At 68.1% G+C, this 26350-nt stretch carries 22 protein-coding genes; 14 read left to right on the forward strand and 8 right to left on the reverse strand.

The features are described from left to right. Positions 1-78: 78 nt before the first annotated feature. The 12 genes from JOY88_RS02390 to JOY88_RS02445 all read left to right on the forward strand — a co-directional run bounded on the left by JOY88_RS02390 (position 79) and on the right by JOY88_RS02445 (position 14007). On the forward strand, positions 79-1596 hold the full coding sequence (locus tag JOY88_RS02390; RefSeq protein WP_293500068.1) for a lipopolysaccharide biosynthesis protein: 1518 nt from the start codon (positions 79-81) through the stop codon (positions 1594-1596). Positions 1597-1653: 57 nt separating this feature from the next. After that, on the forward strand, positions 1654-3099 hold the full coding sequence (locus tag JOY88_RS02395) for an O-antigen ligase family protein (RefSeq protein WP_293500069.1): 1446 nt from the start codon (positions 1654-1656) through the stop codon (positions 3097-3099). Beyond that, positions 3092-4021, forward strand: a complete 930-nt coding sequence (locus tag JOY88_RS02400; protein WP_293500070.1) for a glycosyltransferase family 2 protein — start codon at positions 3092-3094, stop codon at positions 4019-4021. The genes JOY88_RS02395 and JOY88_RS02400 overlap by 8 nt, the downstream gene beginning before the upstream one ends. Before the next feature lie 11 nt (positions 4022-4032). Then, the gene (locus JOY88_RS02405; RefSeq protein WP_293500071.1) at positions 4033-4443 is read left to right on the forward strand and encodes a serine O-acetyltransferase; all 411 of its coding nucleotides are present in this window, start codon (positions 4033-4035) and stop codon (positions 4441-4443) included. Between the two features lie 22 nt (positions 4444-4465). Further along, the gene (locus tag JOY88_RS02410) at positions 4466-5725 is read left to right on the forward strand and encodes a glycosyltransferase (protein WP_293500072.1); all 1260 of its coding nucleotides are present in this window, start codon (positions 4466-4468) and stop codon (positions 5723-5725) included. Then, positions 5722-6816, forward strand: coding sequence for an NAD/NADP octopine/nopaline dehydrogenase family protein (locus JOY88_RS02415; protein WP_293500073.1), 1095 nt, complete (start codon positions 5722-5724; stop codon positions 6814-6816). Before JOY88_RS02410 ends, JOY88_RS02415 begins: the two co-directional genes overlap by 4 nt. After that, the gene (locus tag JOY88_RS02420) at positions 6816-8144 is read left to right on the forward strand and encodes an AMP-binding protein (RefSeq protein WP_293500074.1); all 1329 of its coding nucleotides are present in this window, start codon (positions 6816-6818) and stop codon (positions 8142-8144) included. The genes JOY88_RS02415 and JOY88_RS02420 overlap by 1 nt, the downstream gene beginning before the upstream one ends. Next, positions 8141-9202: a glycosyltransferase family 4 protein gene (locus tag JOY88_RS02425; protein ID WP_293500075.1), complete on the forward strand. Its 1062-nt coding sequence runs from the start codon at positions 8141-8143 to the stop codon at positions 9200-9202. Before JOY88_RS02420 ends, JOY88_RS02425 begins: the two co-directional genes overlap by 4 nt. Further along, complete coding sequence (locus JOY88_RS02430; protein WP_293500076.1) at positions 9199-11148, forward strand: heparinase II/III family protein; 1950 nt, start codon at positions 9199-9201, stop codon at positions 11146-11148. The genes JOY88_RS02425 and JOY88_RS02430 overlap by 4 nt, the downstream gene beginning before the upstream one ends. Continuing rightward, the gene (locus tag JOY88_RS02435) at positions 11145-11897 is read left to right on the forward strand and encodes a WecB/TagA/CpsF family glycosyltransferase (RefSeq protein ID WP_293500077.1); all 753 of its coding nucleotides are present in this window, start codon (positions 11145-11147) and stop codon (positions 11895-11897) included. The genes JOY88_RS02430 and JOY88_RS02435 overlap by 4 nt, the downstream gene beginning before the upstream one ends. 131 nt (positions 11898-12028) lie before the next feature. Further along, positions 12029-13333 (forward strand): phenylacetate--CoA ligase family protein, encoded by a 1305-nt coding sequence (locus tag JOY88_RS02440; protein ID WP_293500078.1) that lies wholly within the window; start codon positions 12029-12031, stop codon positions 13331-13333. Then, the gene (locus tag JOY88_RS02445; RefSeq protein ID WP_293500079.1) at positions 13330-14007 is read left to right on the forward strand and encodes a class I SAM-dependent methyltransferase; all 678 of its coding nucleotides are present in this window, start codon (positions 13330-13332) and stop codon (positions 14005-14007) included. The genes JOY88_RS02440 and JOY88_RS02445 overlap by 4 nt, the downstream gene beginning before the upstream one ends. Before the next feature lie 22 nt (positions 14008-14029). Here JOY88_RS02445 and JOY88_RS02450 read toward each other — a convergent pair whose 3' ends face one another. After that, entirely contained in the window at positions 14030-16522 is a 2493-nt protein-coding gene (locus JOY88_RS02450) for a heparinase II/III domain-containing protein (protein ID WP_293500080.1), read from the reverse strand. A gap of 190 nt (positions 16523-16712) precedes the next feature. Next, a complete protein-coding gene (gene wecB / locus JOY88_RS02455) occupies positions 16713-17819 on the reverse strand; it encodes a non-hydrolyzing UDP-N-acetylglucosamine 2-epimerase (RefSeq protein ID WP_293500081.1) in 1107 nt (368 codons plus the stop codon). 194 nt (positions 17820-18013) lie between these two features. Between wecB and JOY88_RS02460 the strand changes: the two genes are divergently transcribed. Both JOY88_RS02460 and JOY88_RS02465 read left to right on the forward strand, forming a co-directional pair. Further along, the gene (locus JOY88_RS02460) at positions 18014-19021 is read left to right on the forward strand and encodes an NAD-dependent epimerase (protein WP_293500083.1); all 1008 of its coding nucleotides are present in this window, start codon (positions 18014-18016) and stop codon (positions 19019-19021) included. A gap of 140 nt (positions 19022-19161) precedes the next feature. After that, positions 19162-20487, forward strand: a complete 1326-nt coding sequence (locus JOY88_RS02465; protein WP_293500085.1) for a UDP-glucose dehydrogenase family protein — start codon at positions 19162-19164, stop codon at positions 20485-20487. A 3-nt stretch (positions 20488-20490) separates the two neighbouring features. Here JOY88_RS02465 and rfbC read toward each other — a convergent pair whose 3' ends face one another. Genes rfbC through galE form a run of 6 tightly spaced genes read right to left on the reverse strand, consistent with a single transcriptional unit; the run spans position 20491 to position 26345 of the window. Further along, positions 20491-21042 carry a dTDP-4-dehydrorhamnose 3,5-epimerase gene (rfbC, locus tag JOY88_RS02470; RefSeq protein WP_293500087.1) on the reverse strand — a complete coding sequence of 184 codons (552 nt, stop codon included), beginning with the start codon at positions 21040-21042 and terminating at the stop codon, positions 20491-20493. 3 nt (positions 21043-21045) lie between these two features. Beyond that, positions 21046-21933, reverse strand: a complete 888-nt coding sequence (rfbA, locus tag JOY88_RS02475; protein WP_524539178.1) for a glucose-1-phosphate thymidylyltransferase RfbA — start codon at positions 21931-21933, stop codon at positions 21046-21048. 2 nt (positions 21934-21935) lie between these two features. Then, positions 21936-22832, reverse strand: coding sequence for a dTDP-4-dehydrorhamnose reductase (gene rfbD / locus JOY88_RS02480; RefSeq protein WP_293500090.1), 897 nt, complete (start codon positions 22830-22832; stop codon positions 21936-21938). A gap of 4 nt (positions 22833-22836) precedes the next feature. Continuing rightward, complete coding sequence (gene rfbB / locus JOY88_RS02485) at positions 22837-23892, reverse strand: dTDP-glucose 4,6-dehydratase (RefSeq protein WP_293500092.1); 1056 nt, start codon at positions 23890-23892, stop codon at positions 22837-22839. Beyond that, positions 23889-25322, reverse strand: a complete 1434-nt coding sequence (locus tag JOY88_RS02490) for a mannose-1-phosphate guanylyltransferase/mannose-6-phosphate isomerase (RefSeq protein WP_293500094.1) — start codon at positions 25320-25322, stop codon at positions 23889-23891. Before JOY88_RS02490 ends, rfbB begins: the two co-directional genes overlap by 4 nt. Positions 25323-25325: 3 nt before the next feature. Next, on the reverse strand, positions 25326-26345 hold the full coding sequence (gene galE / locus JOY88_RS02495; protein ID WP_293500096.1) for a UDP-glucose 4-epimerase GalE: 1020 nt from the start codon (positions 26343-26345) through the stop codon (positions 25326-25328). Between the last annotated feature and the right edge of the window lie 5 nt (positions 26346-26350).

Raw genomic sequence — 26350 nt, forward strand, 5'->3', positions numbered from 1 at the left:
GCTTGGTCCACGCGTGTGACGGTGGCATCTGCTGACGGGTGCTACCCCGGACAGCACCCAGGCAGGACAGGCAGCAAGATGAGCAGCGAGCTGGCAAACAAGAGCGTGACGGCAGCCAAGTGGGGAGTGATCTCCACGGCGGCCAAGTTCGTGCTGCAGCTCGCCGTCAATGTCGCGGTGGCCCGGTTGCTGGGCCCAGACAGCTATGGTTTGTTCGCGCTTGGCACGCTGGTGCTGATGCTGGCCACCTTCTTCTCCGACTTCGGCTTGGGCTGGGGGCTGATGCAGCGCCAGCACATCACCGACGAGCAGGTCCGCTTCGTCTTCACCTGGCAGACGCTGTCGGGCCTGTTCGGCGCGCTGGTCCTGATCACGGCGGCGCCGCTGATCGCCGGCTTCATGCGCGACCCGCGCCTGGTCGACGTGGTGCGCTGGCTGGCGCTGACCTGCCTGCTCAACGGCATGGCATCAACGGCCAACAACCTGCTGCGCCGGGAACTGCGCTTCAAGGACATTGCCGTCGTCCAGATCCAGAGCTACCTGGTGGCCTACGGTTTGTTCGGCCTGCCGATGGCGGCGCTCGGATGTGGGGTATGGAGCCTCGTGACGGCCTGGATCATGCAGTCCCTGGCCCAGTTGCTGCTGAGCCTGCGTGCGAGGCCGCATGCCTTGAAGCCGCTGCCGACAATCGAGCAGCCGCGCGAGTTCATCAACACCGGCGCTGTCGTCTTCCTGACCAACGTCTGCAACTGGATGTTGCTCAACATCGACCGGCTGCTGTTGGGGCGCATCGTGAGCACGCACGCTGCGGGCCTGTACGCGGTCGGCTACAACCTCGCCAGCGTGCCCAACTCGCTGCTGATATCGGCACTCCAGCCTGCCTTCCTGGCGTCGGGGGCGAAGTTGCAGGACGACCGGCAGCGCCTGCGGCGTGCGTACCTGGAGATTCAGTCCTTCGTCTGGATCGTCATCGCACCTCTGTTCGCGCTGCTGGCCCTGTCCGGGCGCGACATCATCGCTCTGCTGTATGGCCCGGCCTGGGTGGAGAGCGGCCCGGTCTTCGGCCTGCTGGTGCTGGCCATGCCGCTCTATCTGGCCTGGGCCATGTCCACACCCGTGCTGTGGAACACCGGCCGGCGCCGCCAGGAGGTGATGTTGCAGCTGCCTGTGCTGCTTCTCGCGGTGCCGGCACTGGCTTGGGCAGCCGGCGCGGGCGTCGCTTTCGTGGCCGCCGTCGCAGCAGCCGTGTTCGCGTTGCGCTTCGTTGCCATGGCAGTACCGGTCTGCCGCGCGCTGGCGGTGAGCTGCCGCGACGTGCTGGCTCTTATCGGTCGCAGCGTCGTCGTCAATTGCGGTGTGGCCGGACTCGCGCTGCTTGCGGGCCAAGTCGGCGAGGCCGTCACCCGCCACGACGCACTGCTGATGACGTTTCGCACCGTTGTCGGAGGCCTGGTGTTGGCGATGCTGCTGCTTGCCGTGCCGCGACTGATGGGTCAGCATGCCGCCAGCCTGCTGCTGCGCTTCGTGCCGCAACGTCTGCGCGAGTCCGGCCCTTTGTCCGGCCTGCTGGCCCGGCAACTGGCCCGCAGGCCCTGAGGCCACCTTGTCCAGCCCCTTCAATCACGGACCGATGCCGAGAAGACGAAAGACGCCATGGAACTGATCCTCTTCTACAGCGGCTACCTATTGCTGGCCTTTTTGCTGGCCATGGCCCTCGTGTTCATCGTGGGGGGCACCATCCATTTCGGCACGAAGAGCACGGACGGCTTTCTGCTCTATTTCGTGCTGCCGATGATCTTTGCACTAGCGGTGAGCACACTTGCTTCCGGGCGAGACCTGAGCTTGCCGGATGAGTACCTGGCCGGCTTTTCGCAAGCCGGTGGCGGCGGGATGGCCAAATGGGTGCAGAGAATCACGACGGTGTTCCTGCTGGCTGCATCGATCGAGCGACTGACCGTGTTCGTGCTCACGCCGTTCGATCCGCGCAAGCCGCATGGCCTGATGATCGCCTTCGGGCTGTTCTGGCTCTGTTCCGTCGCCCTCCCGGCTGCTTTCGGCACTCGGCCTACCGTCTCGCATGAATACATCTATTCGTTGCTGATCGGTATGGCGGCGCTGCTGAGTACCGAAGCGGGCGCTGAGCGGGCGATCCGCTTTGCGCGTGTCGTGCTGGTGGTTTTCATGCTCGCCAGCCTCGCGCTGATCGTCGTCAAGAAGAGCATGGTGCTTGCCCCGTATCCGAGCAGCCTGATTCCCGGCTTCGCGCAGCGCTTCTCAGGGTTGGCGACCGGCCCCAACGCGATGGGGCCGCTGGCCGTACTGGCATTGATCTGCCTGTGGTGCTATCCGTTCCGCTGGCGTGCGCTGCAGTGGCTGGGCTGGGTTGTCGCGTTGCTGACGCTGCTGCTGACGCAGTCCAAAACCAGCTGGCTTGCGGCCGTCGCCTGCTTCATCGTGCTGTTCTCAATCCGGGCGCGTGGACAGGTTCACGTGTACTTGACCGACCCGCGCCTGCGTCGCTCCACACTGGCCGTGCTGATCAGCGTTGCCGCGCTGATTCTGTTCGCCATGCTTCTGTTGTCGTCGGGTGTGCTGGCGGCCAAGATGGAGAAGTTCCTGGCTACCAAGCTCGGCGCCGACATGGCCAGCCTGACCGGCCGCAACGAGATCTGGGCCGTCGCCTTCGGCGAGTGGAAGCAGAACATCCTGTTCGGCTACGGGCCCTCCCTCTGGGACCCGCTGTACCGCTACCAGATCCGGATCCCCGCAGCCGTCCACGCGCACAACCAGCTGCTCAACATCCTGGCCGCATCGGGCCTCATCGGCCTGACCAGCTTCCTGGGGTACATGGGAATGCTGGTGAAGCGCTTCATTCCGCGCTTCACCAGTTACAACGGCTTCACGGCGGCGTTGCTGGTGTTGATCTTCATGCGATCGATCAGCGAGGTGCCGTTGAACCTGCAGAGTTTCGGCAGCGAATCCTTGTTCCACATGCTGCTGTTGATGGCCCTCGCCGGTGCGCCTGCGCTGGAGAGGGCGCGAGGGCCGCATGGTCGTCGATTGAGCGGGACGGCGGGTTTGCAGGTGCGGCATGTCTGAAGTCGCGCCGGCCTGGTCCGTCGTCGTTCCGGTCTACAACAAGGCGCCCTACGTCGAAGCTACGCTACGGTCCGTGCTCGCCCAGCAGTGCGCGGGCGATTTCGAGATCGTCGTCGTCGATGACGGCTCGCGGGACGGCAGTGCTGCGATCGTCCAGGCCATGGCCGATCCGCGCATTCGCCTCATGATCCAGGCCAATGCCGGTGTTTCCGCGGCGCGCAACAACGCGGTGCGGCAGTGCAGGGGCGAATTCGTCGTCTTCCTCGACGGCGATGACCTCCATCATCCCGAATGCCTTTCACGGCTAGCCGCATTGCGGCGGCAGTTTCCGGTGGCGGACATGCTGGCTGGCGGCTATGTGCGCGTCGCCCACGAGGACATGGCCAGCTACCGTTTCGAACCGCTAGCCGACGTACCAGGCGAACTCATGCGCGACGTGCCGGCCCGCTTTCTCCAACTCGGCATGCCTTTCTTCACCAGCTCCATTGCGGTCCGCCGCGCCCTGTTTGAGTGCCTCGATGTCTGGTTCCCAGAAGGGGAGAACATGGGCGAGGACCTTGACCTTTGGCTCCGATTGGCGGAGCGAGGCCCGGTGGCATACACGGCGGCGCCGCTGGCGGTCTATCGTGTCGGGCGGTCGGACAGCCTGATGGGTAGCTATCGCGATGCCGTCTGGCTACCTGTCTGGCGACGCCTGCGTCAGCGTGCCCTTACGGGGCCCATGCCCTCGCACCTGCGGTCTTCGTCCTTGCGCTTGGCTGCGGAGATGGAGATCACGCTGGCGCGGCGGCTGGCCAGGGCGGGGCGCCGTCGCGAGGCATGGCGCCACCTCTGCATGGCTCGAGCCGCGGCTCGCGGGCATCGTTGGTGGATCACGGCTTTGGGATTGTCCACCGGCTGGAAGTCGTTGTTGAACCGTTGAATGGGGGCGCCGTGATCAGGATTTTCAGGCTCGCGAGCTTCCTTCATCGAAAGCGAGTTCCGTTGCTGCCCCGGTTCCTGTATGTGTTGAACCGGATTCTTTTCTCGATCGCCTTGCCGCCTTCGGTCACGCTGGGCCGCAACGTGCTCTTCGGCTACAGCGGCCTTGGGATCGTGGTGCACGCCAACTGCGTGATCGGCAATAACGTGAAGATCAGTCAGAACGTCACCATTGGTGGGAGGTCAGGGCATGTGGCCGTACCGGTCATCGAGGACGACGTCGAGATTGGCGCGGGCGCCTGCGTTCTCGGTCCGATACGCGTGGGGCAGGGGGCAAAGATCGGTGCCAACGCAGTCGTACTCAATGACATTCCGCCCGGCGCGGTGGCGGTCGGCGTGCCGGCCACGCTGCTGCGGAACTGAGGACAGTTGGATGGAGCCTTGTATGCAGTCAGGCACCCAACCTATGCGGATCTTCTTTCTCATGTATGACGCGCTGCCGCCGTTTAGGTCGGACGTCAAGGTCTTGTTCGGGCAGGAGCTACCCAAGCTGGGTGTGCTGTCCGATGTCGCAGGCCAAGCGGGAGGCGGCCTTGACGCGACGGGTAGTTGGGGTGGTGGCGTCATGCATGTGACGGGTCCCCTGCGAAAGGGGTTGGTCGGGGAACTGGTCAGGCCCTTTCAGGATTTGCTGGCCATGCGCCGTCTTGAAAGCGAGCACCAGGTCATCCAGGTGCGCGACAAGATCCGGACCGGACTGTTGGCATGGATCGTTGCACGCTTGACGGGGCGGCGCTTCGTGTACTGGATGTCCTTCCCCTTCGCCGAGGGCCATGCCGTTCGTGCAAGGGACGTGGGCTTTACCAAGGGGCCCATAGTGTGGATCGCCAACTGGGCAAGAGCTCAGTTGGCGCAGCAGGTTTTCTATCGCTTTCTGATCAAGCGCGTCGACCACCTGTTTGTACAGAGTGACGAGATGTGCCGGGAGATGCGGGAGCACGGCGTACCCGCCGCGCGCATGACGGCGGTTCCCATGGGCGTGAATTCGGAATGGTTCGATCGCGACAGGGCAGCGATGGCGGGAGACGTGCCCGAACCATTGCGTGGGCGCCGTGTTCTTGCCTATGTGGGCACATTGGCACGTTCGCGAAGACCCGAGTTTCTGGTGCAAGTGCTTGAAAGGGTTCGTGAAGTCGAGCCTGGAGCCTTCCTGCTGCTGATAGGTGATGCGCCCAACTCTGATGAGCGGGCATGGTTGCGAGAAATGATCGCAAGCAGCAGTTCGGCGAGCTCCATTCATCTCACCGGCTGGGTAGACCAAGACACGGCACAGCGCTGGCTGGCGCATGCAGAACTCGGATATTCACCCTTTCCGCGTGGGCCGCTGTTGGACTCAGCTTCACCAACCAAGGCCATTGAGTACCTTGCTCAGGGCATTCCTTGCGTGGCCAATGACAACCCCGACCAGCAACTGGTGCTTACACAAAGCGGGGGCGGGTTTTGCGTCCCGATGGAGGTCGAGGCGTTCGCGCATGCGAGCATGCGCCTGCTGAGTGATCCCCCCATGGCAACGAAGATGGGGAGTGCCGGAAAAGCCTGGGTGCAGCAGCATAGGGACTACAGCGTGTTGGCGCGTCAGGTCGCCTCGGTTTATGAGCGCCTGTGCCCCTCCGCCGGCCCGCCGCAGCAGGAGCAGATGAGATGAAGGTGTTGATCGTTGGGGCCGGCAATGCGGGCTGTGCGCACGCGTCGGTTTTCTCGGCCCGTGGGCACGAGGTGGCCCTGCTGAAGACCTCGCATGTATTGCACGACGAGAACTTCGAGACCGTGCTCGCGCGCCGGGGCATGAACTGGATCGACGGGCCGGGCAAGGCCATGGCGCCGCGTTTCCAGCCATTCGCGCTCGTGACGCGCGACCTGCAGGCCGCGCTGGCCTTCGATCCGCAGATCGTCTTCGTGGCCGTTCAGTCCACGCAGCAGCCGGTGCTGGCCGCACGCATCGCACCGCAGCTGCGCGCCGGGCAACTGCTCATCACCAGCCCCGGCTATATGGGAAGCGCCTATTTCCGCAAGCATCTGCGCGACCAAGACGTGCTGGTCGCCGAGGGCGAGAGCCTGCCGTTCGACGCTCGCATCATCGAGCCGGGCTGCGTGCAGGTGCTCTGGGAGAACACGCGCAACGCGCTGGCCTTCCTGCCGCGCTCGCGTTCGGAGGAGGGCCTGAGGCTGGCCCAGCAGCTGACGCCGCGCTATGTCGCCACGCGCACCAACGTCGTGGAGTCGGCGCTGCACAACCCCAACCTCATCGTGCACACGGTGGGCACGCTGCTGTCGGCCAGCCGCATCGAGCATTCGGGCGGCGAGTTCTGGATGTACCGCGAGGGCTTCACGCCCGGCACGCTGCGCCTGCTGGACAAGCTGGACGCCGAGAAGATGGCCCTCCTGCAGGCCTGCGGCGCCAGGCCCGAGCCCTGCCTGGAGTCCTTCAAGTTCCGCAACGAGCGGGACCTGTCGATGCCTGCCATCGACGTGTTGCGCAAGTACGCGCGTGAAGGCGGGCCCAAGGGGCCGCCGGACCTGCAGACCCGCTACATCACCGAGGACGTGCCCATGGGTTTGGGGTTGATGGTGAGCCTGGGCGAACGTCTGGGCATCGCCACGCCGATGACGCGCGCGCTGATCGAGATCGCCTCCGGCCTGCTGGACCGTGACTTCGCGGCCGAGAGCCGCACGCTGGACGACCTCGGCTTCGGAGGCCTGGACGGCGCCGGCTTCGTGGCTGCGGTGAACGCCTGATGGCCTGGCCGGATTCGTTCGAGAAGGCCTACCTGCGCTGGCGTCGCTTCGTTCCGGCGCGGCTGCTGTACCACCCCAGGCATTTCGAGATCCTGGCGCTGGAGCGGCGCTTCGCGGCGCGGCCGCAGGAACGCGCGGCCTGGGTGGATGCCAAGCTTCGCGCGCTGCTGACCGGCGCGCTGCGCCACGTGCCGCACTATCGCGACATGGTCAAGCTGTCCGAAGCCGAGCTGGCGAGGGCGCCGGCCATGGAGCTGCTGCAGCGCTTCCCGGTGCTGGAGAAGGCCGAGGTGATGGCGGCGCAGAACCGCTTCCTGGACGAGCGCTTCAAGAGCCCGCTGATGCACTACGCCACCAGCGGCGGCTCCAGCGGCGAGGGCATAGGCCTGTGGCGCAACAAGCGCCTGGCCGACATCGAGCGGGCCTTCTTCACTTTTCACTGGGCGCCGGCGGGCTTCAGTTTCGACAAGGCGAGGCTGCTGCGCATCGGTGCCGATGCCCGCGCGCAGGCGCACGAGCCGCCCTGCCGCGTGGTGGGCAACCGGCTGATGCTGTCGCCGTATCACGTGAACGCTCGGCACCGCGATGCCATCGTGGCGGCGTTGCGTGCCTTCCGGCCGCAGTGCATGCACGCCTACCCCAGCCTCGCTGCCGCGCTGGCCGAGCTGCTGCAGGGTATGCGGCCCGAGGACTGTGGGCTGGACGCGTTGCGCGGCGTGGTGCTGGCCTCCGAGCCGGCCACCGCGGCGCAGCTGGCCACGACGCATGCGGCGTTCGGCATGCCCATCATCGTCAACTATGGCCTCACGGAACGCACCAACATCGCGTTCGCGCGCTACGAGCCGGGTCGGCCGCTGCGCTACAGCTTCGACGCCTTGTACGGCGTCAGCGAGAACCGCGACTGGCAGGGCCAGCCCGAGATCGTCGGTACGTCGCTGTGGAACGACGTGATGCCGCTGATCCGCTACGCCACGCGCGACTTCGGCCGCATCGACGCGCATGGCGTCTGCGAGCGCCTGGAGGGGCGGGCCCAGGAGTTCCTGGTGGACCGCAACGGCGCCAAGCTGCCGGGCCTGTCCATCGTCATCGACGAGGTGACCTGGGATTTCGTGCGCCTGTACCAGGTGCAGCAGGAGCGGCCGGGCGCCATCCGCATCGCCGTGGTACCGCGCCAGGCGCCGCTCAGCGACGCGCAGCGCGCCTTCGTGCTGGATGCGCAGATCAAGCGCTGGGGCAGCTTCTTCGCCGTGGAACTCGTGGAGGTGGACGACATTCCGCCGGCCGCGAACGGCAAGCGCAAGCTGGTCGTGAGCCAGGTGCAGGCATGAGCAGCCGGCGTCCATGGATGGTCGGTACCGACCCGGCCGGCCAGGGCGGCATCGCGGCCGTCATCAGCGTCTATCTGCAGCAGGGCTGGATGGCGCGCCACGGCGTGCGCTATCTGGTGAGCCACCGGGCCGGCTCGGCCCTGGCGCGTGCCCTGCTGTTCCCCTGGGCATTGCTGCAACTGCTGGCCGCCTTGCTCGCGGGTCGCGTGAGCGTGCTGCACGCCCAGGTGGCAAGTTATGGCAGCTTCGCGCGCAAGTCGCTGCTGCTCGCGCTGGCACGGGGCTTTGGCGTGCCCACCGTCTTCCACCTGCACGGTGCCGAGTTCCAGAAGTTCTATGCCGGCTCGCCGGCCTGGCGCCAGCGCTGGATCCGTCACTCGCTGCGCCGCAGTACCCGTGTGCTGGCCTTGTCCGAGGCCTGGCGCGACTTCCTGCTCACCATCGTGCCCGAGGCCCGGGTGTCGGTGCTGGCCAACCCGGTGGCCTTCCCGCCGCCGCAGCCTGAGGCGCGGTCGGTGCCGGGCCGCGTGCTGTTCCTGGGGCGCGCGGACCAGCGCAAGGGCATCTTCGACCTGCTCGCTGCGTTGGGCCAGGCGCGGGCGCAACTGCCGCATCTGCACCTGCATGTGGGTGGCGATGGCGACCTGGATGCGGTGCGCGCAGCCGTCGCTCGCGAGGGCCTGGACGACGCGGTCACGCTGCTGGGCTGGGTGCGCGGTACGGCCAAGGAGCGCGAGCTGGCCGAGGCCGAGATCTTTGTGCTGCCGTCCTATGACGAGGGCCTGCCGATGGCCATGCTGGAGGCCATGGCCCGAGGCAAGGCGGTGCTGACCACGCCGGTGGGCGGTATCCCGCAGGCCGTGCGTGACGGGGTGGACGGCGTGCTGGTGCCGCCGGGCCAGCCGCAGCAACTGGCCGCGGCACTGCTCCGGCTGGGCCGCGATGCCCGGTTGCGCGCTGCGCTGGGCGCGGGCGCCGTCGCGCGCGTGCGCACCTGCTACGCGACCGACACGGTGCTGGCCGAGCTGGACCACGTCTACCAGGGGCTGGGCGCGTGAGCAGCAGCCAGGAAGCACAGGGCCGCTGGCGCTGGCTGTGGAACCGCCTGCGCTGCATGACGCCGGTGGAGGTGGTGCATCGGGCCGCGCGCGCCGCGACGGCGGCACGACGCCAGCGCCTGATGGCCGAGCCGGTGCCTGCGCCCGCCCTGGTGGAGGCGCCGCGCTGGGTGCAGGTGCCGCCGGCGTCCGAGCAACTGGTGGCCGGGACGACCCCGTATCTGGACGAGGCGGGCGCGCTGCATGCCGGCCGGGTGCGGCTGTTCGAGCGCGAGCGCTTCGACGTGGGCGTGGAGCCCGACTGGCTGCGCTGCCCGCTCACCGGCGTGACGGCGCCGCTGAGGCCGGCGCGGCGCATCGCCATCACCGACCGTGCCCAGGTGGGGGACATCAAGTACCTGTGGGAGCTGAATCGCCACCTGCAATGGGTGACGCTGGGGCAGGCCTGGGCGCTGGACGGCGACGCTGCGCACCTGGACCTGCTGCGCCGCCAACTGGCCGGCTGGCTGAAGCAGAACCCGCCGGGGCAGGGCCCCAACTACACGAGCAGCCTGGAGGCAGCCATCCGCCTGGTCAACTGGTCGGTCACCTGGCAGCTGCTGGGCGGCGCGAACGGCGCGATCTGGCAGGGTCATGAAGCTCTGCGTGGCGCCTGGCTGGAGGCGGTATACCGCCACGCCCGGCAGGTCGCGCGGGCCTACTCCCGGCATTCGTCGGCCAACAACCACCTGATTGGCGAGCTGTGCGGCGTCTACGTGGCCAGCCGCACCTGGCCCGCCTGGCCGCAGTTGGTGCGGTTGGGCGACGCCGCCAGGCTGGAACTGATCGCGCAGGTCGACCGCCAGGTGCATGCCGATGGCGTGCCTGCCGAGCAGGCCTTCGAGTACGCCGGCTTCATCTTCGACTTCCTGTGGCTGGCCGAGCGCTGTGCAGCGGCGAACGCCGAGCCCATGCCCGAGGCCTACCGGGCGCGCCTGCGCGCGATGGCCGACTTCGCGCACGCCTTGGGCGGTGCCAGCGGCGGCATGCCCGCCGTGGGCGACGCCGACGGCGCCGAGGCCCTGCGGCTGGACCCGCGGCCGGGCCGCGAGCCACTGGCCGCCCTGCTGGAGAAGGAGGCGGCGCTCGGTGATCGCGCCGTGCCGCCCTGGCTGCGGCCGCGCGACGACATCGCCTGGCTGGGACTGGCCCGCCCGCCGGTGGCGCTGCGGGCGGCTGCCACGCTGGACTTTGACGCCGGTGGCTACGTGCTCTTCGAGGGCGGCCACCTGCAAGGCGGCATGGACGTGGGCCCGCTGGGCTACCTGGGCATTGCGGCGCATGGCCATGCCGATGCGTTGCAGGTCTGGCTCAGCGTGCAGGGCGAGCCGCTGCTTATCGACCCCGGCACCTATGCCTACTGGGCCGAAAAGGCCTGGCGCGACTATTTTCGGGGCACCTCGGCGCACAACACGCTGGAGCTGCTGGGCCGCGACCAGAGCGACAGCGGCGGGCGCTTCATGTGGACGCGGCATGCCCGGGCACGGCTGCTGCGGCGCGAGCGTTCCGGCCCGGGCCGCCTGCGCGTGGTGGCCGAGCATGACGGCTATGGCACGGCGCTGCTGCACAGGCGCGAGCTGGCGGTGGACTGCGAAGCCGGCCGCCTGGAGCTGCGGGACACGACGCCGCGGCCGGTGGCGGCGGCCCTGCATTGGCACCTGGCACCCGGCTGGCAGTGCGAGCTGCTGGGTGACACCTTGTTGGCCCGCCGGGGGCGCTGGCAGGCGCGGCTGCGCGTGCAGGCCGACGCCCCGGGCGAGCTGGCGCTGCTGCAGGGGCAGACCGATCCGCCGCTGGGCTGGGCCTCAGGCGCCTATGGCGACAAGCAGCCCAGCCCCGTGCTGCGCTGGCGTGGCACCGCGGCCCGCTGGAACACCTTCATCGACATCGAATCCCTTTCCGAATGACCGCCAACCGCATCCAGATCATGGGCTGCAACGTCGACAACCTCAGCATGGAGGAGACGCTGCAAGTCATCGATGGCTTCATCCGCAGCGGCCGGCCGCACCAGCATGTGGTCGTCAATGTCGACAAGATCGTCAAGGCGCAGCACGACGAGGAGCTGCGCCGCATCATCAACGACTGCGCGCTCATCAACGCCGACGGCATGCCGGTGGTGTGGGCTTCGCGCTGGCTGGGCAAGCCGCTGAAGGAGCGCGTGGCCGGCGTGGACCTGTTCGAGGCCCTGATGCGGCGCTCGGCGCAAACCGGCTGGCGGGTCTATCTGCTGGGCGCGCGTGACGAGGTGGTGCAGGGCGTCAAAGACCTCTATGAGCGCAAGTACCCGGGCCTGACGGTGGCTGGCGCGCGGGACGGCTACTGGCAGGCCGGCGAGGACGAGGCCGTGGCGCGGCAGATCGCCGATGCGCGGCCCGACATCCTGTTCGTCGCCATCAGCTCGCCCAAGAAGGAGCAGTTCCTGGGCCGCTATCAGGCCATGATGAAGGTGCCCTTCGCCATGGGCGTGGGGGGCACCTTCGACGTGGCGGTCGGCAGGGTGAGGCGCGCGCCCGTCTGGATGCAGCGCAGCGGGCTGGAGTGGTTCTATCGCTTCCTGCAGGAGCCCCGGCGCATGTTCCGGCGCTATTTCATCGAGGACATGGCGTTTGCCGGATTGCTCTGGCGCGAGTGGCGCGCGACAGCGAAGCGAAAATAAATTGAAATGTGAATAAATGAAAATGGCGGCAGGGAAGAAGGGGAGGACCCTTGTACACCAGTCGTATTTACAGGGTTAGCCCGCCGTGGGCGCAGTCCTGGCTGCTGAGCGGGCGTGCCTGGTTGAGGGGCATGCTGCGCGAAGGCCGGGGCATGCAGGACGAGCTGCTGGATCTGTCGCGCACCGAGCGCATGGATGACCGGCAACTGGAGGCTTTGCAGGTGCTGCGCCTGCAGGAGCGCCTGGTGCAGGCCGGCAGCGAGGTGCCCTACTACCGGGCGCTGTTCGCCCGCCTGGGTTTCGATCCGCGCGATTTCACGTCGCTGGATCAACTGGCCTCCCTGCCCATCCTGGAGAAGGCCCAGGTGCAGGCCGCGGGCGAGGCGTTGTGCTCCGACGCCCGGATCGGCCCGCGCTTTCGCAGCACCAGCAGCGGCACCACGGGCAGCCACCTGGAAGGCTGGCGCGACCTGCGCTCTATCGTGCGCGAGAACGCCTTCGTCTGGCGTCAACTGCAATGGGCGGGCGTGCGGCCCGGCGATCGGCGCGCCTGGTTGCGCGGCGACAAGATCGTGCCGGCCGACCAGCAGCAAGGCGCGTTCTGGCGCCTGAACCGCGCCGACCGCCTGCTGATGCTGTCGAGCTACCACCTGACGCCGGCGCGCGTGAACGAGTACGTCGAGGCGCTGGAGCGCTTCGACCCGGTCGCCATCCAGGCCTATCCGTCGGCCTTGGTGTTCATCGCGGCCGTGCTGGATGCGCGAGGCCGCCGCTATGGGCATGCCTGCGGCAGTCCGCGCCGGCTGAGGGCCATCGTGACCTCCTCGGAAACCTTGCTGCCGGCCCAGCGCCAGTTGCTGGAGCGGGTGTTCGGCTGCCGCGTGTTCGACTGGTATGGCGCCTTCGAACGCGTGGCGGCCATAGGCACCTGCGAGGAGGGCAACTACCACCTGCTCAGCGACTACGGCTATGCGGAGTGGCAGGAGGCCGAGGACGGGCAGGACCTGATCGGCACCGGCTTCGACAATCGGGCCATGCCGTTGCTGCGCTACCGCGTCAACGACCGGGTGCTGATGGAGGCCGACGGCTGTGGGGCCTGTCCCTGCGGGCGCGCCTTCCCGCGTGTGCGGGCGGTACTGGGGCGTGGCCAGGATGTGCTGTACGGCGTCGACGGCCATCGCGTCTTCATGCCCGCCAACGTGTTCGACAACCTGCCAGGCCTGGTGGCCGGCCAGTGGCGCCAGAGCAGGCCCGGTCATGCCGAGTTGCTGCTGCAGTTCCAGCAGGGGCGGGGCATTCCCGACGGCGACGTCGAGGCTGTGGCCCGCCGCTACACGGGGGCCGCCATCGACATCGAGATCCGCTGCGTCGACCGCATCGAGCGCACCGCGGCCGGCAAGCTGCCCGCGGTCGTGCACGAGTTCGCTGCCGCATGACGGCGCTGTGGCGTCGCATGTGGGTGAGCGCCACCCGCCTCGGGCCGCGTCGCAGCGTGCAGACGCTGGCGAGCATGGTCGAGGATGCGCTGTTCGACCTCAGGCTGGGGACCGACACGACGGCGGCGGTGCCGCAAAGCCGGCTGCAGGTGCTGAGCCCCGACAAGCAGGGTGACGCCAAGCCCTATGTGATGACGCGTGCCCGCGCGCTTCGTCATGCCTTCAAGCGCTGTCCCGCGCCGCGTGACCTGCGTTTCAACGACATCGGCTGCGGCAAGGGCAAGGTGGTGATCACGGCCGCGCTCGAGGGCTTCCGCAACGTGCGCGGGCTGGACTTTGCGCCGGAACTGGTGGAGGCGGCGGAGCGCAACCTGGCCCTGGTGCGCGAGCGGTTGCCGGCCGGCAGCCGGGTGAGCGTGGAGTGCGCCGATGTGACGCAGGCCGAGTTCGGCCCCAGCGACGGCGTGTTCTTCCTCTACAACCCGTTCGCGGCCGACGTGATGCGCGGCTTCAGCGAGCACCTGGCGCGGTCGTTGCAACAGCACCCGCGCAAGATCTGGGTGATCTACGCCGATCCGGCCTTCCTGTCCACGATGCTGGCGCACCTGCCGGTGCGCGAGACGGCGCGCAGCGCCTACGGCGGTTTCACCTTCGTGCAGCTCGAGACGAGCTGACGAAGACCAGGCCTGCAGCCGCCTACTGCGGCAGCGTGACGAGGCGCTTGTCGAACTGGACGGCCCGGCCGCCGGACACGCTGACGACCACTTGCGTGCCCGTGCGCTGGACCTGGACGGGCACGTTGCGGCAGCCGTCGCGCAGCACGGTCAGGTGGGCGAACTCCGCGCTGCGTGTCAGTGCCGTGAAGCGGCCGTGCGACTGGGCCGGCTGCGTGGTCTCTGGCGCGACGTCCCAGGCGGTGGTCTGGGCGAACGAGGTCGCGGGGCCGTAGCGGTCCAGGCAGACCGAGGCCGCGCCGTTGACGGCGCGCACGTTGGCGGCGTCGGCGACGAAGGGGTTGGGCGAGTGGAAGTTCAGCTCCCATTGTCGGGCCGTCGCGCTGGTGGCCCAGTCGTAGACCAGGGTGACGCCGTTGGCCTTGTCCACCACGACGCTGCGCACGGCATTGGTCAGTGCGGGCACCCAGGTGCCGTAGACCGGGTGCACGCCGCGGTAGGCGAGCGTGGCGTCGCCGGTGACGGCCGCATAGCTGCCCTGGGTCTTCGCCAACGTCAGCGAACCGCTGGAATCCATGCTCTGGAAGGGGTCGGTGGGCTTGGCGGCACCCGCCGAGCTCTCGCTCTGGCCGAAGCCCCCGTCGTAGGTGAGCGCGTTCGCGTAGCGCGTGGCGCGGATGCTCTTGTGGTGCGGGCTGTTGTAGTAGGGGTAGTAGCCCGCGTTGATGAGCAGCGGCAGGCCCTGCGAGACATAGGCCACCGAGTTCTGGTCGGCGTGCGAGTGGTTGTAGGCGCCAAAGCGGCTGGATCGAAAGAACACGGAGGTGCGGTCGCTGCGCCTGATGTCGTTGTGCATCGCAGCCAGGCCCGTGTCCATCGAGAACCAGTCGTTGGCCGTCGGCGCCACGGCGGCCGGCAGGGGCCGGGCATCGGCGCCCAGCAGCAGCAGCTCCCAGGCGCTGGCGTCATCGGGCTTGCTCATGTTGACCGAGCGGGCCTGCAGGTACCAGCTGTCGCGAGGGTCGCGGGACTGCTGCGCGTGCATGCGCATGTAGGCGGGGCTGTAGACGTTGTACAGGTCCCGCGTCTCCATCTCGTCGCCGAAGGCGCTGGACTGCAGCCAGGCCGGGGCCGAGAACGCCATGAGCTGCTCGCCTGCGCGCCTGAACACCGCCAGCTGATAGAGGTTCACGCCGGCGATGACGCGCACGGCGGCGGCATAGGGGACCGTGCCGGTGAAGTTGTACCAGGCGTAGGCGATGCCATTGCCATAGCTGCCATCGGCACCCCAGATCTCCAGGTTGTAGAGGCTGAGGTCCCAGTAGCGCGCCAGCATGCTGGACGCCTCGGGGAAGTCCGCTGCGCCGCTGACCAGCATCAGGGTCTGGGCGACGTAGCGCAGGTTGGTCTGGCCGTGCGAGTCGAAAGGCTCCCTGTCCAGCTGCTGCAGCGACGCCGTGGTCTGCAGCACCCGGGTACGCAGAGCGGTCACGATCCTCGTGCGCTCGGCGGCCGTGAAGTCGCTCCAGAAGAGGTCCAGGCCTTCGGCCAGCGCGAGGTAGATCTCGCGATTGGACTGGTCGGAATTCGTCTCGCTGGTCTGGCCGTTCGGATTCCAGGCGGCGAGGTTGAGCACGCGAGCCTTGGCCTGCGCGAGCAGGCTGGCATTGCCGTCGAGCCGGCCGATCAGCGCGAGGTTCTCGATGTTGAAGCGCTCGCTGCGCGTGGTCTGGACGAGGTCGCGGGTGGCCTGCACCTGGGCCAGGTTCGCGGTGCCCACAGTCGAGGCGCCGCCGTCGGGGTTGGCGGGCAGGGCCTGGGTGATGGCCCAGTTGGCGCGGGCGCGGATCAGCGTCAGCACGGGCAGGTTCTCGGCCAGCAGGGCGGTGCCGCGCAACGAGGCGTAGCTGGATCCGGCGGCCAGCATGCGAGGGCGTGCACGGGCGGCCACCTGGGTCGCGACGGTGGCGCCGTCGGGCATGTCGCCGATCTTTAGCGTGGCGCTGGCGTCGGCACCGGTCGTGGCGGACAGGGCGGCGCGCGCCGTGGCGGCGGCCTCGATCGAAAAGCGGCGCCAGCTGGTGGTGACGGCAGCGCCCTTGGTGTTGACGTAGTTCACCGCCCATTCGTAGTCGCCGACAGCCAGTTGCTGCGTGACGCGCAGCCGCGGCTCGGTGATGCCCGAGAGGCCATACACGATGCCGCCGCCGGCGCGGCGCACGCTCAGGCTGTAGGCGGTGCCGGTGAGGCGGTCGCGGGCCTCCGCCCAGGAGAACAGTGGCGTGCTGGAGAGCACGGCGCAATCGTCTGGCTCGATGAGCCGCTGGTGCGTCGGCATGTTCGACAGCCAGTCGGCCGGCAGGGCGGGGCAGCTCGTGATGCCGGCGGACGGGGGATCGCGGCGCAGCTGCTCGTCAACGTCGATTGCTGGGTGCTGTCTGGGTTGCTGGCAGGCGGTCAGCGACAAGGCGGCGAGGACGCAGCAGGACAGGGCGATTTGGCGAACGGCCAGCATTCTCGTAACTCCAGGGCGACCTGCACGGAAGGACTGGCACAGATCGATCCGGCCATTCTTGTTCAACTCCCCTAACAATGGGGCGCGTTGGGCGGTAACCATCGGTGATCGGGTGACCGAATCCACACCTGGTAGCCGCTGACATGCAACTGTCGCACGGCGAAAGGGCGGTCACGGCGCGTGACCGGGGTCAGGCGTCGAGCCGGGCGGCCAGCACGGCCACGATGCGCTCGGCCGACCTGCCGTCCCACAGCGCGGGGCGGCGGCCCTTCTTGCCATTGCCGGCGATGGCCTGCAGCGCGTGGTGGATGACGTTGGCGGGGGCCGTGCCCGCCAGCACGTTGCTGCCTTCGTCGACGGTGACGGGGCGCTCGGTGTTCTCGCGGATGGTGACGCAGGGCACGCCCAGAGCGGTGGTCTCCTCCTGCAGGCCGCCGCTGTCGGTCAGCACGACGACGGCGTCCTTCCAGAGGTGCAGGAAGCTCATATAGGCCTGCGGGCCCATCAAGGTGACGTTGGGGCCCAGGTCGATGCCGAACTTCTCGATGTTGGCTCGGGTGCGCGGGTGCACCGGGAAGACGAGCGGCAATTCCTGGCCGACGCGGCGCAGCACGGTGGCGACCTTCTCCAGCGCTTCGGCGCTGTCGACGTTGCTCGGGCGGTGCAGCGTGACGACCGCGTAGCGGGGGTGCTCGCGCTTGAAGGCGTCGCTCTCCAGGCCGGTGGTGTCCTGCTTGGCGAGCTTGTCGGCCTGGTAGAGCACGTTGTCCACCATGACGTGGCCCACGTCCCAGACCTTGCTCATGTCCTTGCCCTCGCGCTGCAGGTGGGCGTAGCCGCTGGGTTCGGTGACGAAGAACCAGTCGGTGATGGCGTCGGTCACGAGGCGGTTGATCTCCTCGGGCATGGACATGTCGCCGCTGCGCAGGCCGGCCTCCACATGGACGACGGGCACACCGGCCTTCTTGGCGACTATTGAGCAGGCGAGGGTGGAATTGACGTCGCCGACGACGAGGCAGGCCTGTGGCTTCGCGGCGGCGATCAGCTGCTCGTAGGCCCCCATGATCTTGCCGGTCTGTTCGGCATGGCTGCCGCCGCCACAGCCCAGGCGCACGTCCGGCGCGGGAATGCCCAGCTCCTCGAAGAAGACGTCATTCATGTCCCGGTCATAGTGCTGGCCGGTGTGCACGATCTTCCAGTCCAGGCGGCCATCGCTGCGCAGGGCGCGCACGATGGGGGCGATCTTCATGAAGTTCGGGCGCGCGCCGGCAATCAGGTGGATGCAGGGTTTGGACATGGCAGACGGGCCGGGGCTCTGGTTGGGGCGGGATTCTAGGAGTGGGGGCTTGGCCGCGACGAGGCTCATTCGAGGGGCGTATCTGGGCGCCGCGCGACGCGCCGTGTGCCAGCGCGCATGCGAGCGGGGCCGGGCGCTGAGCCAGAATAACGGCCGGTACTTGCCCCGTTCCTATTTCTTCCAGGGTGGATCGCGTGAAAATTCTTGTCACCGGCGCGGCCGGCTTCATCGGCATGCATGTCAGCCAGATCCTGCTGGCCCGCGGCGACCAGGTGATGGGCCTGGACAACCTGAACGACTATTACAGCCCTCAGCTCAAGCATGACCGTCTGGCCCGCCTGACGCCCAAGCCCGGCTTCAGCTTCGTGCAGATGGACGTGGCCGACCGCGAGGGCATGGCCAGGTTGTTCGCCGAACAGCGCTTCGACCGCGTCGTGCACCTGGCCGCCCAGGCCGGCGTGCGCTATTCCATCGAGAACCCGCACGCCTACATCGACAGCAACATCGTCGGGTTCACCAACATCCTGGAGGGCTGCCGCCACAACGGCGTGCAGCACCTGGCCTATGCGTCCAGCTCCAGCGTCTACGGTGGCAACACGCTGATGCCGTTCTCCGAGCATCACAGCGTCGACCATCCCATCAGCCTCTACGCAGCGACGAAGAAGGCCAACGAGCTGATGGCCCACACCTATTCGCACCTGTTCGGCCTGCCGACGACGGGCCTGCGCTTCTTCACGGTCTACGGCCCCTGGGGCCGGCCGGACATGGCGCTGTTCCTGTTCACCAAGGCCATCATCGAGGGACGGCCCATCAACGTGTTCAACCACGGCAAGATGATCCGCGACTTCACCTACATCGACGACATCGCCGAAGGCGTGGTGCGCGTGCTGGACCGCACGGCCACGGCCGACCCCGACTACGACCCCGCCAGCGCCGACCCCGCCCGGTCGAGCGCGCCCTACCGGGTCTTCAACATCGGCAACCACGCGCCCATCGAGCTGATGAGCTTCATCGAGGCCATCGAGCAGGCCGTGGGGCGCGAGGCGGTGAAGAACTTCATGCCCATGCAGGACGGCGACGTGCCGGCCACGCATGCCGACGTGGAAGAGCTGGCCGCCTGGACGGGCTTCCGCCCCGCCATGCCGGTGCCCGAAGGCATCCAGCGCTTTGTTGCCTGGTATCGGGACTACTACCGGGTCTGACCGGGGCCGCCTGACCGACAGCCGCCGCCAGGCGGCTATTTTTTGTGTCGATTTTTTGAAGCTGGCGGCAGGCCTGGACTTCAACGCGCCTGTCATGTGCGGTCATTAAAAAGCCGTTACCGCACTGAACGAGATACGGCATGAAAGTCACCGCCATCGGCACCGGTTACGTGGGTCTGGTCACGGGCGCCTGCCTGGCCGAGATGGGCAACCATGTCGTCTGCCTGGACGTCGACGCCGAGAAGATCCGCATCCTCAACGAGGGCGAGATCCCCATCCACGAGCCCGGCCTGCAGGAGGTGGTGCGCCGCAACGTCGCGGCTGGTCGCCTGCAGTTCACGACGGACGTGGACCATGCCGTGCAGCATGGCACGCTGCTCTTCGTCGGCGTGGGCACGCCGCCCGACGAGGACGGCTCGGCGGACCTGCAATACGTCGTCGCGGCGGCCCGCGCCATCGGCCGCCGCATGACGGACTACAAGGTCATCGTCGACAAGAGCACCGTGCCCGTCGGCACCGCCGACCGGGTGCGCACGGCGATCCGGGAGGAACTGCATGCGCGCGGGCGTGGCGACATGCCGTTTGCGGTGGTGTCGAACCCGGAGTTCCTGAAGGAGGGCGCCGCGGTCGAGGACTTCATGAAGCCGGACCGCATCATCGTCGGCTCGGACGATGAGCAGGCCACGCTGTTGATGCGTGCCATCTACTCGCCGTTCAACCGGACCCAGGACCGCATGCTGGTCATGGATGTGCGCAGCGCGGAGTTCACGAAGTACGCCGCCAACGCGATGCTGGCCACGCGCATCAGCTTCATGAACGAGCTGGCCCTGCTGGCGGAGAAGGTGGGTGCGGACATCGAGCTGGTGCGCCGCGGCATCGGCTCCGACCCCCGCATCGGCTACCAGTTCCTCTATGCGGGTGCGGGCTACGGCGGCTCCTGCTTCCCCAAGGACGTCAAGGCACTCGTGAAGACGGCCGCCGACCTGGGGCTGCCGCTGAAGGTGCTGACCGCCGTGGAAGAGGCCAACGAGCGCCAGAAGCGCGTGCTGGTCGACAAGGTCGTGGCGCGTTTCGGCGAGGATCTGAAGGGGCGCCGCTTCGCCGTCTGGGGGCTTGCCTTCAAGCCCGATACCGACGACATGCGCGAGGCGCCGTCGCTCGTCGTGCTCGACGAGCTGACCCGGCGCGGCGCGACGGTGCTGGCCTATGACCCCGTCTCCATGCCCGAGGCGGCCCGCGTGCTGGGGCCGCGCGACGACGTGCGGCTGGTCAAGCGCGCCGAGGCCGCGATCGAGGGGGCCGATGCATTGCTGGTGCTGACCGAGTGGAAAGAGTTCCGCACGCCGGACTTCGACGCGATCAAGGCCGCGATGAAGGCCCCCGTCATCCTGGACGGCCGCAACCTCTACGACCCCAAGCTGATGAAGGCGCTGGGCGTGGACTACAGCGGCATAGGCCGCGGCTGAGCTTCAGTCGAAGGTCCTGGCGTCGGCCAGCAGCGGCGCCGCCTCGTCCTTGGGCGAAAGCTGCGGCGCGAGGCCGTCCAGCGGCCAGGCGATGCCGATGGTCGGGTCGTTCCAGCGCACCGACCCCTCGTACTCCGGCGCGTATTCACCGCTGGTCTTGTAGAGGAAATCCGCGCTGTCGCTGAGGACGACGAAGCCGTGCGCGAAGCCGGGAGGGATCCACATCTGCAGCCGGTTCTCCGCCGAAAGCTCATGGCCTACCCAGCGGCCAAAGTTCGGGCTGGATCGGCGCAGGTCGACCGCGACGTCGAAGACCGTGCCGCTGACACAGCGCACCAGCTTGCCCTGTGCGTGGGGATGCAGTTGATAGTGCAGTCCACGCAGCACCCGGCGAGTGGATCGTGAATGGTTGTCCTGCACGAACTTGACGCCGTAGCCCAGCGCCTGGTTGAAACGGATCTCGTTCCAGCTTTCCAGAAAGAAGCCGCGGGTGTCGCCGAAGACCTTGGGTCCGATGAGCAGGACTTCGGGCAGGGCGGTTGGCGTGATTTGCATGGTTCAGAAGGCCTTGTCCGTCAGCAGCTTGAGCAGGTACTGCCCATAGCCGTTCTTGGCGAGCGGCTTGGCGAGCGCCTCGAGCTGGCCGGCGTCGATCCAGCCGGAGCGGAAAGCGATCTCCTCCGGGCAGGCGACCTTCAGGCCTTGGCGCTTCTCCAGCGTGGCGATGAACTGCCCGGCTTCCATCAGGCTGTCGTGCGTGCCCGTGTCCAGCCAGGCGTAGCCTCGGCCCATGATCTCGACGTTGAGCTGGCCCCGGCTCAGGTAATGGGCGTTGATGTCGGTGATTTCGAGTTCGCCGCGCGCGCTGGGGCGGATGTCGGCCGCGATGTCGCAGACCTGCTCGTCGTAGAAGTAGAGGCCCGTGACGGCGTAGTTGCTCTTGGGCACCTTGGGCTTCTCCTGGATGGACCGTGCCCGCCGGGCCGCATCGAACTCGACGACGCCATAGCGCTCCGGGTCCGTCACGTGATAGGCAAAGACGCTGGCGCCGACCTCGCGCCTGGTGGCGCTGTCCAGCAGGCCGCCGAAGTCGTGACCGTAGAAGATGTTGTCGCCCAGCACCAGTGCGCTGGGATGGTCGCCGACGAAGTCACGGCCGAGGATGAAGGCCTGGGCCAGGCCATCGGGGCTGGGCTGCACGCAGTAGCTGATGTTCAGCCCCCAGCGCGAACCGTCGCCCAGCAGGGCCTCGAAGCGCGGCGTGTCCTGCGGCGTGCTGATCAGCAGGATGTCGCGTATGCCCGCGAGCATCAGCGTGCTCAGCGGGTAATAGACCATGGGCTTGTCGTAGACCGGCAGCAACTGCTTGCTGACCGCCAGCGTGGCCGGGTGCAGGCGGGTGCCCGAGCCGCCGGCCAGGATGATGCCCTTGCGGGCCTTGCTCATGCTCATGCGTGGGTCTCCGGCAGGATCTCGTTCAGCATGCGCGTCACGCCCTGTTGCCAGGGCGGCAGGTGCAGGCCGAAGCGCTGCTGCAGCTTGGCCGTGGCCAGGCGGGAGTTCAGCGGGCGTCTGGCAGGTGTCGGGTAGTCGCTGGTCGGGATGGCGAGGATCTGGTCCGGCGCGACGCGGATGCCGACGCCTCGGGCACGGGCGAATTCGATGACGAAGCGCGCGTACTCATGCCAGCTCGTCGCGCCGCCGGCCACCGCGTGATAGGTGCCCACCAGGGCGGGGTTCACGCGCGCGGCGCGCAGCATGGGCACGGTCAGGTCGGCCAGCAGATCGGCGCCCGTCGGTGCGCCGATCTGGTCGGCAATGACCTTGAGCTGCTCGCGTTCTTGGCCCAGGCGCAGCATGGTCTTGGCGAAGTTGCCGCCGCGGGCCGCATAGACCCAGCTGGTACGCAGGATGAGGTGCTGGCAGCCGCTCGCGCGGATGGCGTCCTCGCCCTCGGCTTTGGTGGCGCCGTAGACACTCAGCGGGCCGATGGCGGCCTCCTCGTCGCGGTGATGGCTGCCGCTGCCGTCGAAGACATAGTCCGTCGAATAGTGCACCAGCAGGGCACCCATGCGCCGGGCCTCGATGGCCAGCAGGGCCGGCGTCTGCGCGTTGATCTGGCGTGCGAGCTCGGGTTCGCTCTCGGCCTTGTCGACCGCCGTGTGGGCAGCGGCATTGACGATGACCTGCGGCGCGACGGCCCGCACCCGGGCCAGCAGGGCCTCGGGCTGCGTGAAGTCGGCGCCATCGTCGAAGTCCAGCGCGACGACCTCGCCGGCCACCGCCAGCGAACGCTGCAGTTCCCAGCCGACCTGACCGCCCTTGCCGAGCAGAAGAATCCTCATGGCGTCAGCCGTACTGCTTGCTGAGCCAATCCCGGTACGCGCCGCTCTGCACGCGGGCGACCCATTCCGGGTGATCCAGGTACCACCGCACCGTCTTGCGGATGCCGGTCTCGAAGGTCTCGGCCGGGCGCCAGCCCAGCTCGCGCTCGATCTTGCGGGCGTCGATGGCGTAGCGGCGATCGTGGCCCGGGCGGTCCTTCACATAGGTGATGAGGCGCTCGTAGGGGCCGTCCGCCGAGGGCTTGAGCTCGTCCAGCAGCGCGCAGACGGTCTTCACGATGGCTATGTTGGCCTTCTCGTTCCAGCCGCCGATGTTGTAGGTCTCGCCGGGCCTGCCGCCGGCCAGCACGGCGCGGATGCCGCTGCAGTGGTCGGTCACGTACAGCCAGTCGCGGATCTGCTGGCCGTCGCCGTAGACGGGCAGGGGCTTGCCCGCGAGCGCGTTGACGATCATCAGCGGGATCAGCTTTTCCGGGAAGTGAAAGGGCCCGTAGTTGTTGGAGCAGTTGGTCGTGATGACCGGCAGGCCATAGGTGTGGTGCCAGGCGCGCACGATGTGGTCGCTGGCGGCCTTGCTGGCCGAGTAGGGGCTGTTGGGCTCGTAGGGGTGGGTCTCGGCGAAGGGCGGGTCTTCGGGCCTGAGCGAACCGTAGACCTCGTCGGTGGACACATGATGGAAGCGGAAGGCCTGCTTGGCATCGCCCTCCAGCCCGTTCCAGTGCGCGCGAGCCGCTTCCAGCAGGGTGAACGTACCTTCCACATTCGTCTTCACGAAGGCGCCTGGGCCGTGGATGGAGCGGTCCACATGGCTCTCGGCCGCAAAGTGGACGATGGCGCGCGGCCGGTGCGTCGCCAGCAGCTGGTCCACCAGCGCGCGGTCGCAGATGTCCCCCCTGACGAAGACATGGCGCGCATCTCCTGCCAGCGTCGCCAGGTTCTCCGGGTTGCCGGCATAGGTCAGCGCGTCGAGGTTGACGACCGGCTCGTCGGACTGGCGCAGCCAGTCCAGCACGAAGTTGCTGCCTATGAAGCCGGCACCGCCGGTGACGAGGAGGGTCATGTTCTGCCGTAGGTGTCCTCGAAGCGGACGATGTCGTCCTCGCCGAGATAGGAGCCGGACTGCACCTCGATGATCTCCAGCGGCACCTTGCCCGGATTGGCGAGGCGGTGGGTCTGGCCGAGGGGGATGTAGGTGGACTGGTTCTCGGTCAGCAGGATGGTCTTGTCGCCGTTGACGATCTCGGCCGTGCCGCTGACGACGATCCAATGCTCCGCGCGGTGGTGGTGCATCTGCAGGCTCAAGCTGGCGCCCGGCTTGACCATGATGCGCTTGACCTGATGGCGCGGGCCGTGGTCGATGCTGTCGTACCAGCCCCAGGGGCGGTGCACCTTGCGGTGCAGTGCGTGCTCACCGCGCTGCTCGGCGCCCAGGCGGCTGACGATCTGCTTGACCTCCTGGCTGCGTGCGCGGTCGCTCACCAGCACGGCGTCGGCCGTCTCGACGACGACGACGTCCTTCAGGCCCACGACGCCGACCAGTCGGCTGGTGGCATGCACCAGCGTGTTCTGGCTGTCGGCGATCAGTGCGTCGCCGACAAAGGCGTTGCCGTCGGCGTCCTTGTCGGCCACCTGCCAGACGGCCTCCCAGGCGCCCAGGTCGTTCCAGCCGGCGTCCAGCGCCACCATGCGCAGCGGGAGGTCGGTGCCGGGGCAGCGCTCCATGACGGCGTAGTCGACGGACTCGGCAGGCACGGCGGCGAACTCGGCCTTGCCCGGCCGGACGAACTTGGCGTCGGTCTGGCGTTGCGCCCAGGCGGCGCGGGTGGCGGCAGCGATGTCGGGGCGGAAGCGCTCCAGCGCCTGCATCCAGACGCTGGCCCGCAATACGAACATGCCGCTGTTCCAGTAGTAGCCACCCTCGGCGAGGTAGCGCTGGGCCGTCTCCAGGTCGGGCTTCTCGACGAACTGCGCCACGGCCAGGCCGGTGCCGTCTTCCAGCGTGCGGATATAGCCGTAGCCGGTCTCGGGCCGGTCGGGCGTGATGCCCAGGATGGCGATGGCGCCATCCGCGGCGATGCGTACCGCCTGCTGCAATGCGACCGTGAAGGCGGTCGGCCGGGTGACGGTCTGGTCGGCCGGCGTGACGACGAGGACGGGGTCCTGGCCGCCTTCCAGTGCCGCCAGCGCCGCCAGCGTCATCGCCGGCGCGGTATTGCGTCCGCAGGGCTCCAGAAGCACGCTGCTGGGCTCCAGGCGGGCCTCGCGCAACTGGTCCAGCACGAGGAAACGGTGCTCCTCGTTGCCGACGATGCAGGGCGCGGCCAGCGCCAGGTCGGGCGCGGCCAGCGCGGCGAGGCGGCGTGCGGCAAGCTGGAACAGGCTCTCGTTGCCCGACAGCACGAGGAACTGCTTGGGATAGCCGGCGCGCGACAGCGGCCACAGCCGCGTGCCGGAGCCGCCGGCCATGATGACGGGTTGGACCTGGATCATTGTTCAGGCGGGCTTGAAGCCGTGGGGGTTGAGATGCTGCCAGCGCCAGCTGTCCTCGCACATGCGTGCGAGATCCAGCTTGGCCTGCCAGCCGAGGGCCTCGCGGGCCTGTGCCGGGTCGGCCCAGCAGGCGGCCACGTCGCCGGGGCGGCGCGCCACGATGTCATAGGGCACGCTGCGGCCGCTGGCGGCCTCGTAGGCGCGCACCAGTTCCAGCACGCTGTAGCCCCGGCCGGTGCCGAGATTGACGGTGAGCGAGCCGGGCTGGTCCAGCAGCCAGTGCAGCGCCGCGACATGACCCTCGGCGAGGTCTGTCACATGGATGTAGTCGCGCACCCCGGTGCCGTCCGGCGTCGCGTAGTCGCCGCCGAAGACGGACAGTCGGCTGCGCCGGCCCACGGCCACCTGGGCGACGTAGGGCATCAGGTTGTTGGGGGTGCCGCGCGGGTCTTCTCCGATGCGGCCGCTCTCATGCGCGCCAACCGGGTTGAAGTAGCGCAGGCAGGCGGTCTGCCATGCCGGCTCGCTGGCGCCCAGGTCGCGCAGGATCTGCTCGCCCATCAGCTTGGTGGCGCCATAGGGGTTGGTCGCCGACGTCGGCGCGTCCTCGCGCAGCGGCAGCTCCTGCGGCGCACCGTAGACGGTGGCGCTGGAGCTGAAGACCATGCGCGTGCAGCCGTGGCGCTTCATCACCTCGCAGGTGTTGATGAGGCCGCCGAGGTTGTTGCGGTAGTAGGCCAGCGGCTGGCTGACCGACTCGCCGACGGACTTGTAGGCGGCGAAATGCACGACCGCCGCCGGCCGGTGGCTGGCGAAGATCTCGTCCAGCGCGGCGGCGTCGCAGACGTCGGCGCGCTCGAACTCGATGGGTGCGCTGGCCAGTTCGGCCAGGCGCTCCAGCACGATGGGCGAGCTGTTGGCGAAGTTGTCGACGCCGACGACACGGTAGCCGGCCTGCTGCAGCGCCAGCCAGGTGTGCGAGGCGATATAGCCGGCGGCGCCGGTCAGCAGGATGGTGGTCATCGGTT

The organism is Roseateles sp., assembly GCF_019237615.1.
Taxonomy (GTDB): Bacteria; Pseudomonadota; Gammaproteobacteria; order Burkholderiales; family Burkholderiaceae_C; genus Pelomonas.

Coding starts and splice junctions, on each gene's coding strand:
- JOY88_RS02390 (WP_293500068.1), top strand. CDS start 79: ATGAGCAGCGAGCTGGCAAACAAGAGCGTGACGGCAGCCAAGTGGGGA.
- JOY88_RS02395 (WP_293500069.1), top strand. CDS start 1,654: ATGGAACTGATCCTCTTCTACAGCGGCTACCTATTGCTGGCCTTTTTG.
- JOY88_RS02400 (WP_293500070.1), top strand. CDS start 3,092: ATGTCTGAAGTCGCGCCGGCCTGGTCCGTCGTCGTTCCGGTCTACAAC.
- JOY88_RS02410 (WP_293500072.1), top strand. CDS start 4,466: ATGCAGTCAGGCACCCAACCTATGCGGATCTTCTTTCTCATGTATGAC.
- JOY88_RS02415 (WP_293500073.1), top strand. CDS start 5,722: ATGAAGGTGTTGATCGTTGGGGCCGGCAATGCGGGCTGTGCGCACGCG.
- JOY88_RS02420 (WP_293500074.1), top strand. CDS start 6,816: ATGGCCTGGCCGGATTCGTTCGAGAAGGCCTACCTGCGCTGGCGTCGC.
- JOY88_RS02425 (WP_293500075.1), top strand. CDS start 8,141: ATGAGCAGCCGGCGTCCATGGATGGTCGGTACCGACCCGGCCGGCCAG.
- JOY88_RS02435 (WP_293500077.1), top strand. CDS start 11,145: ATGACCGCCAACCGCATCCAGATCATGGGCTGCAACGTCGACAACCTC.
- JOY88_RS02440 (WP_293500078.1), top strand. CDS start 12,029: ATGCTGCGCGAAGGCCGGGGCATGCAGGACGAGCTGCTGGATCTGTCG.
- JOY88_RS02445 (WP_293500079.1), top strand. CDS start 13,330: ATGACGGCGCTGTGGCGTCGCATGTGGGTGAGCGCCACCCGCCTCGGG.
- JOY88_RS02450 (WP_293500080.1), bottom strand. CDS start 16,522: ATGCTGGCCGTTCGCCAAATCGCCCTGTCCTGCTGCGTCCTCGCCGCC.
- wecB (WP_293500081.1), bottom strand. CDS start 17,819: ATGTCCAAACCCTGCATCCACCTGATTGCCGGCGCGCGCCCGAACTTC.
- JOY88_RS02465 (WP_293500085.1), top strand. CDS start 19,162: ATGAAAGTCACCGCCATCGGCACCGGTTACGTGGGTCTGGTCACGGGC.
- rfbC (WP_293500087.1), bottom strand. CDS start 21,042: ATGCAAATCACGCCAACCGCCCTGCCCGAAGTCCTGCTCATCGGACCC.
- rfbA (WP_524539178.1), bottom strand. CDS start 21,933: ATGAGCAAGGCCCGCAAGGGCATCATCCTGGCCGGCGGCTCGGGCACC.
- rfbD (WP_293500090.1), bottom strand. CDS start 22,832: ATGAGGATTCTTCTGCTCGGCAAGGGCGGTCAGGTCGGCTGGGAACTG.
- rfbB (WP_293500092.1), bottom strand. CDS start 23,892: ATGACCCTCCTCGTCACCGGCGGTGCCGGCTTCATAGGCAGCAACTTC.
- JOY88_RS02490 (WP_293500094.1), bottom strand. CDS start 25,322: ATGATCCAGGTCCAACCCGTCATCATGGCCGGCGGCTCCGGCACGCGG.
- galE (WP_293500096.1), bottom strand. CDS start 26,345: ATGACCACCATCCTGCTGACCGGCGCCGCCGGCTATATCGCCTCGCAC.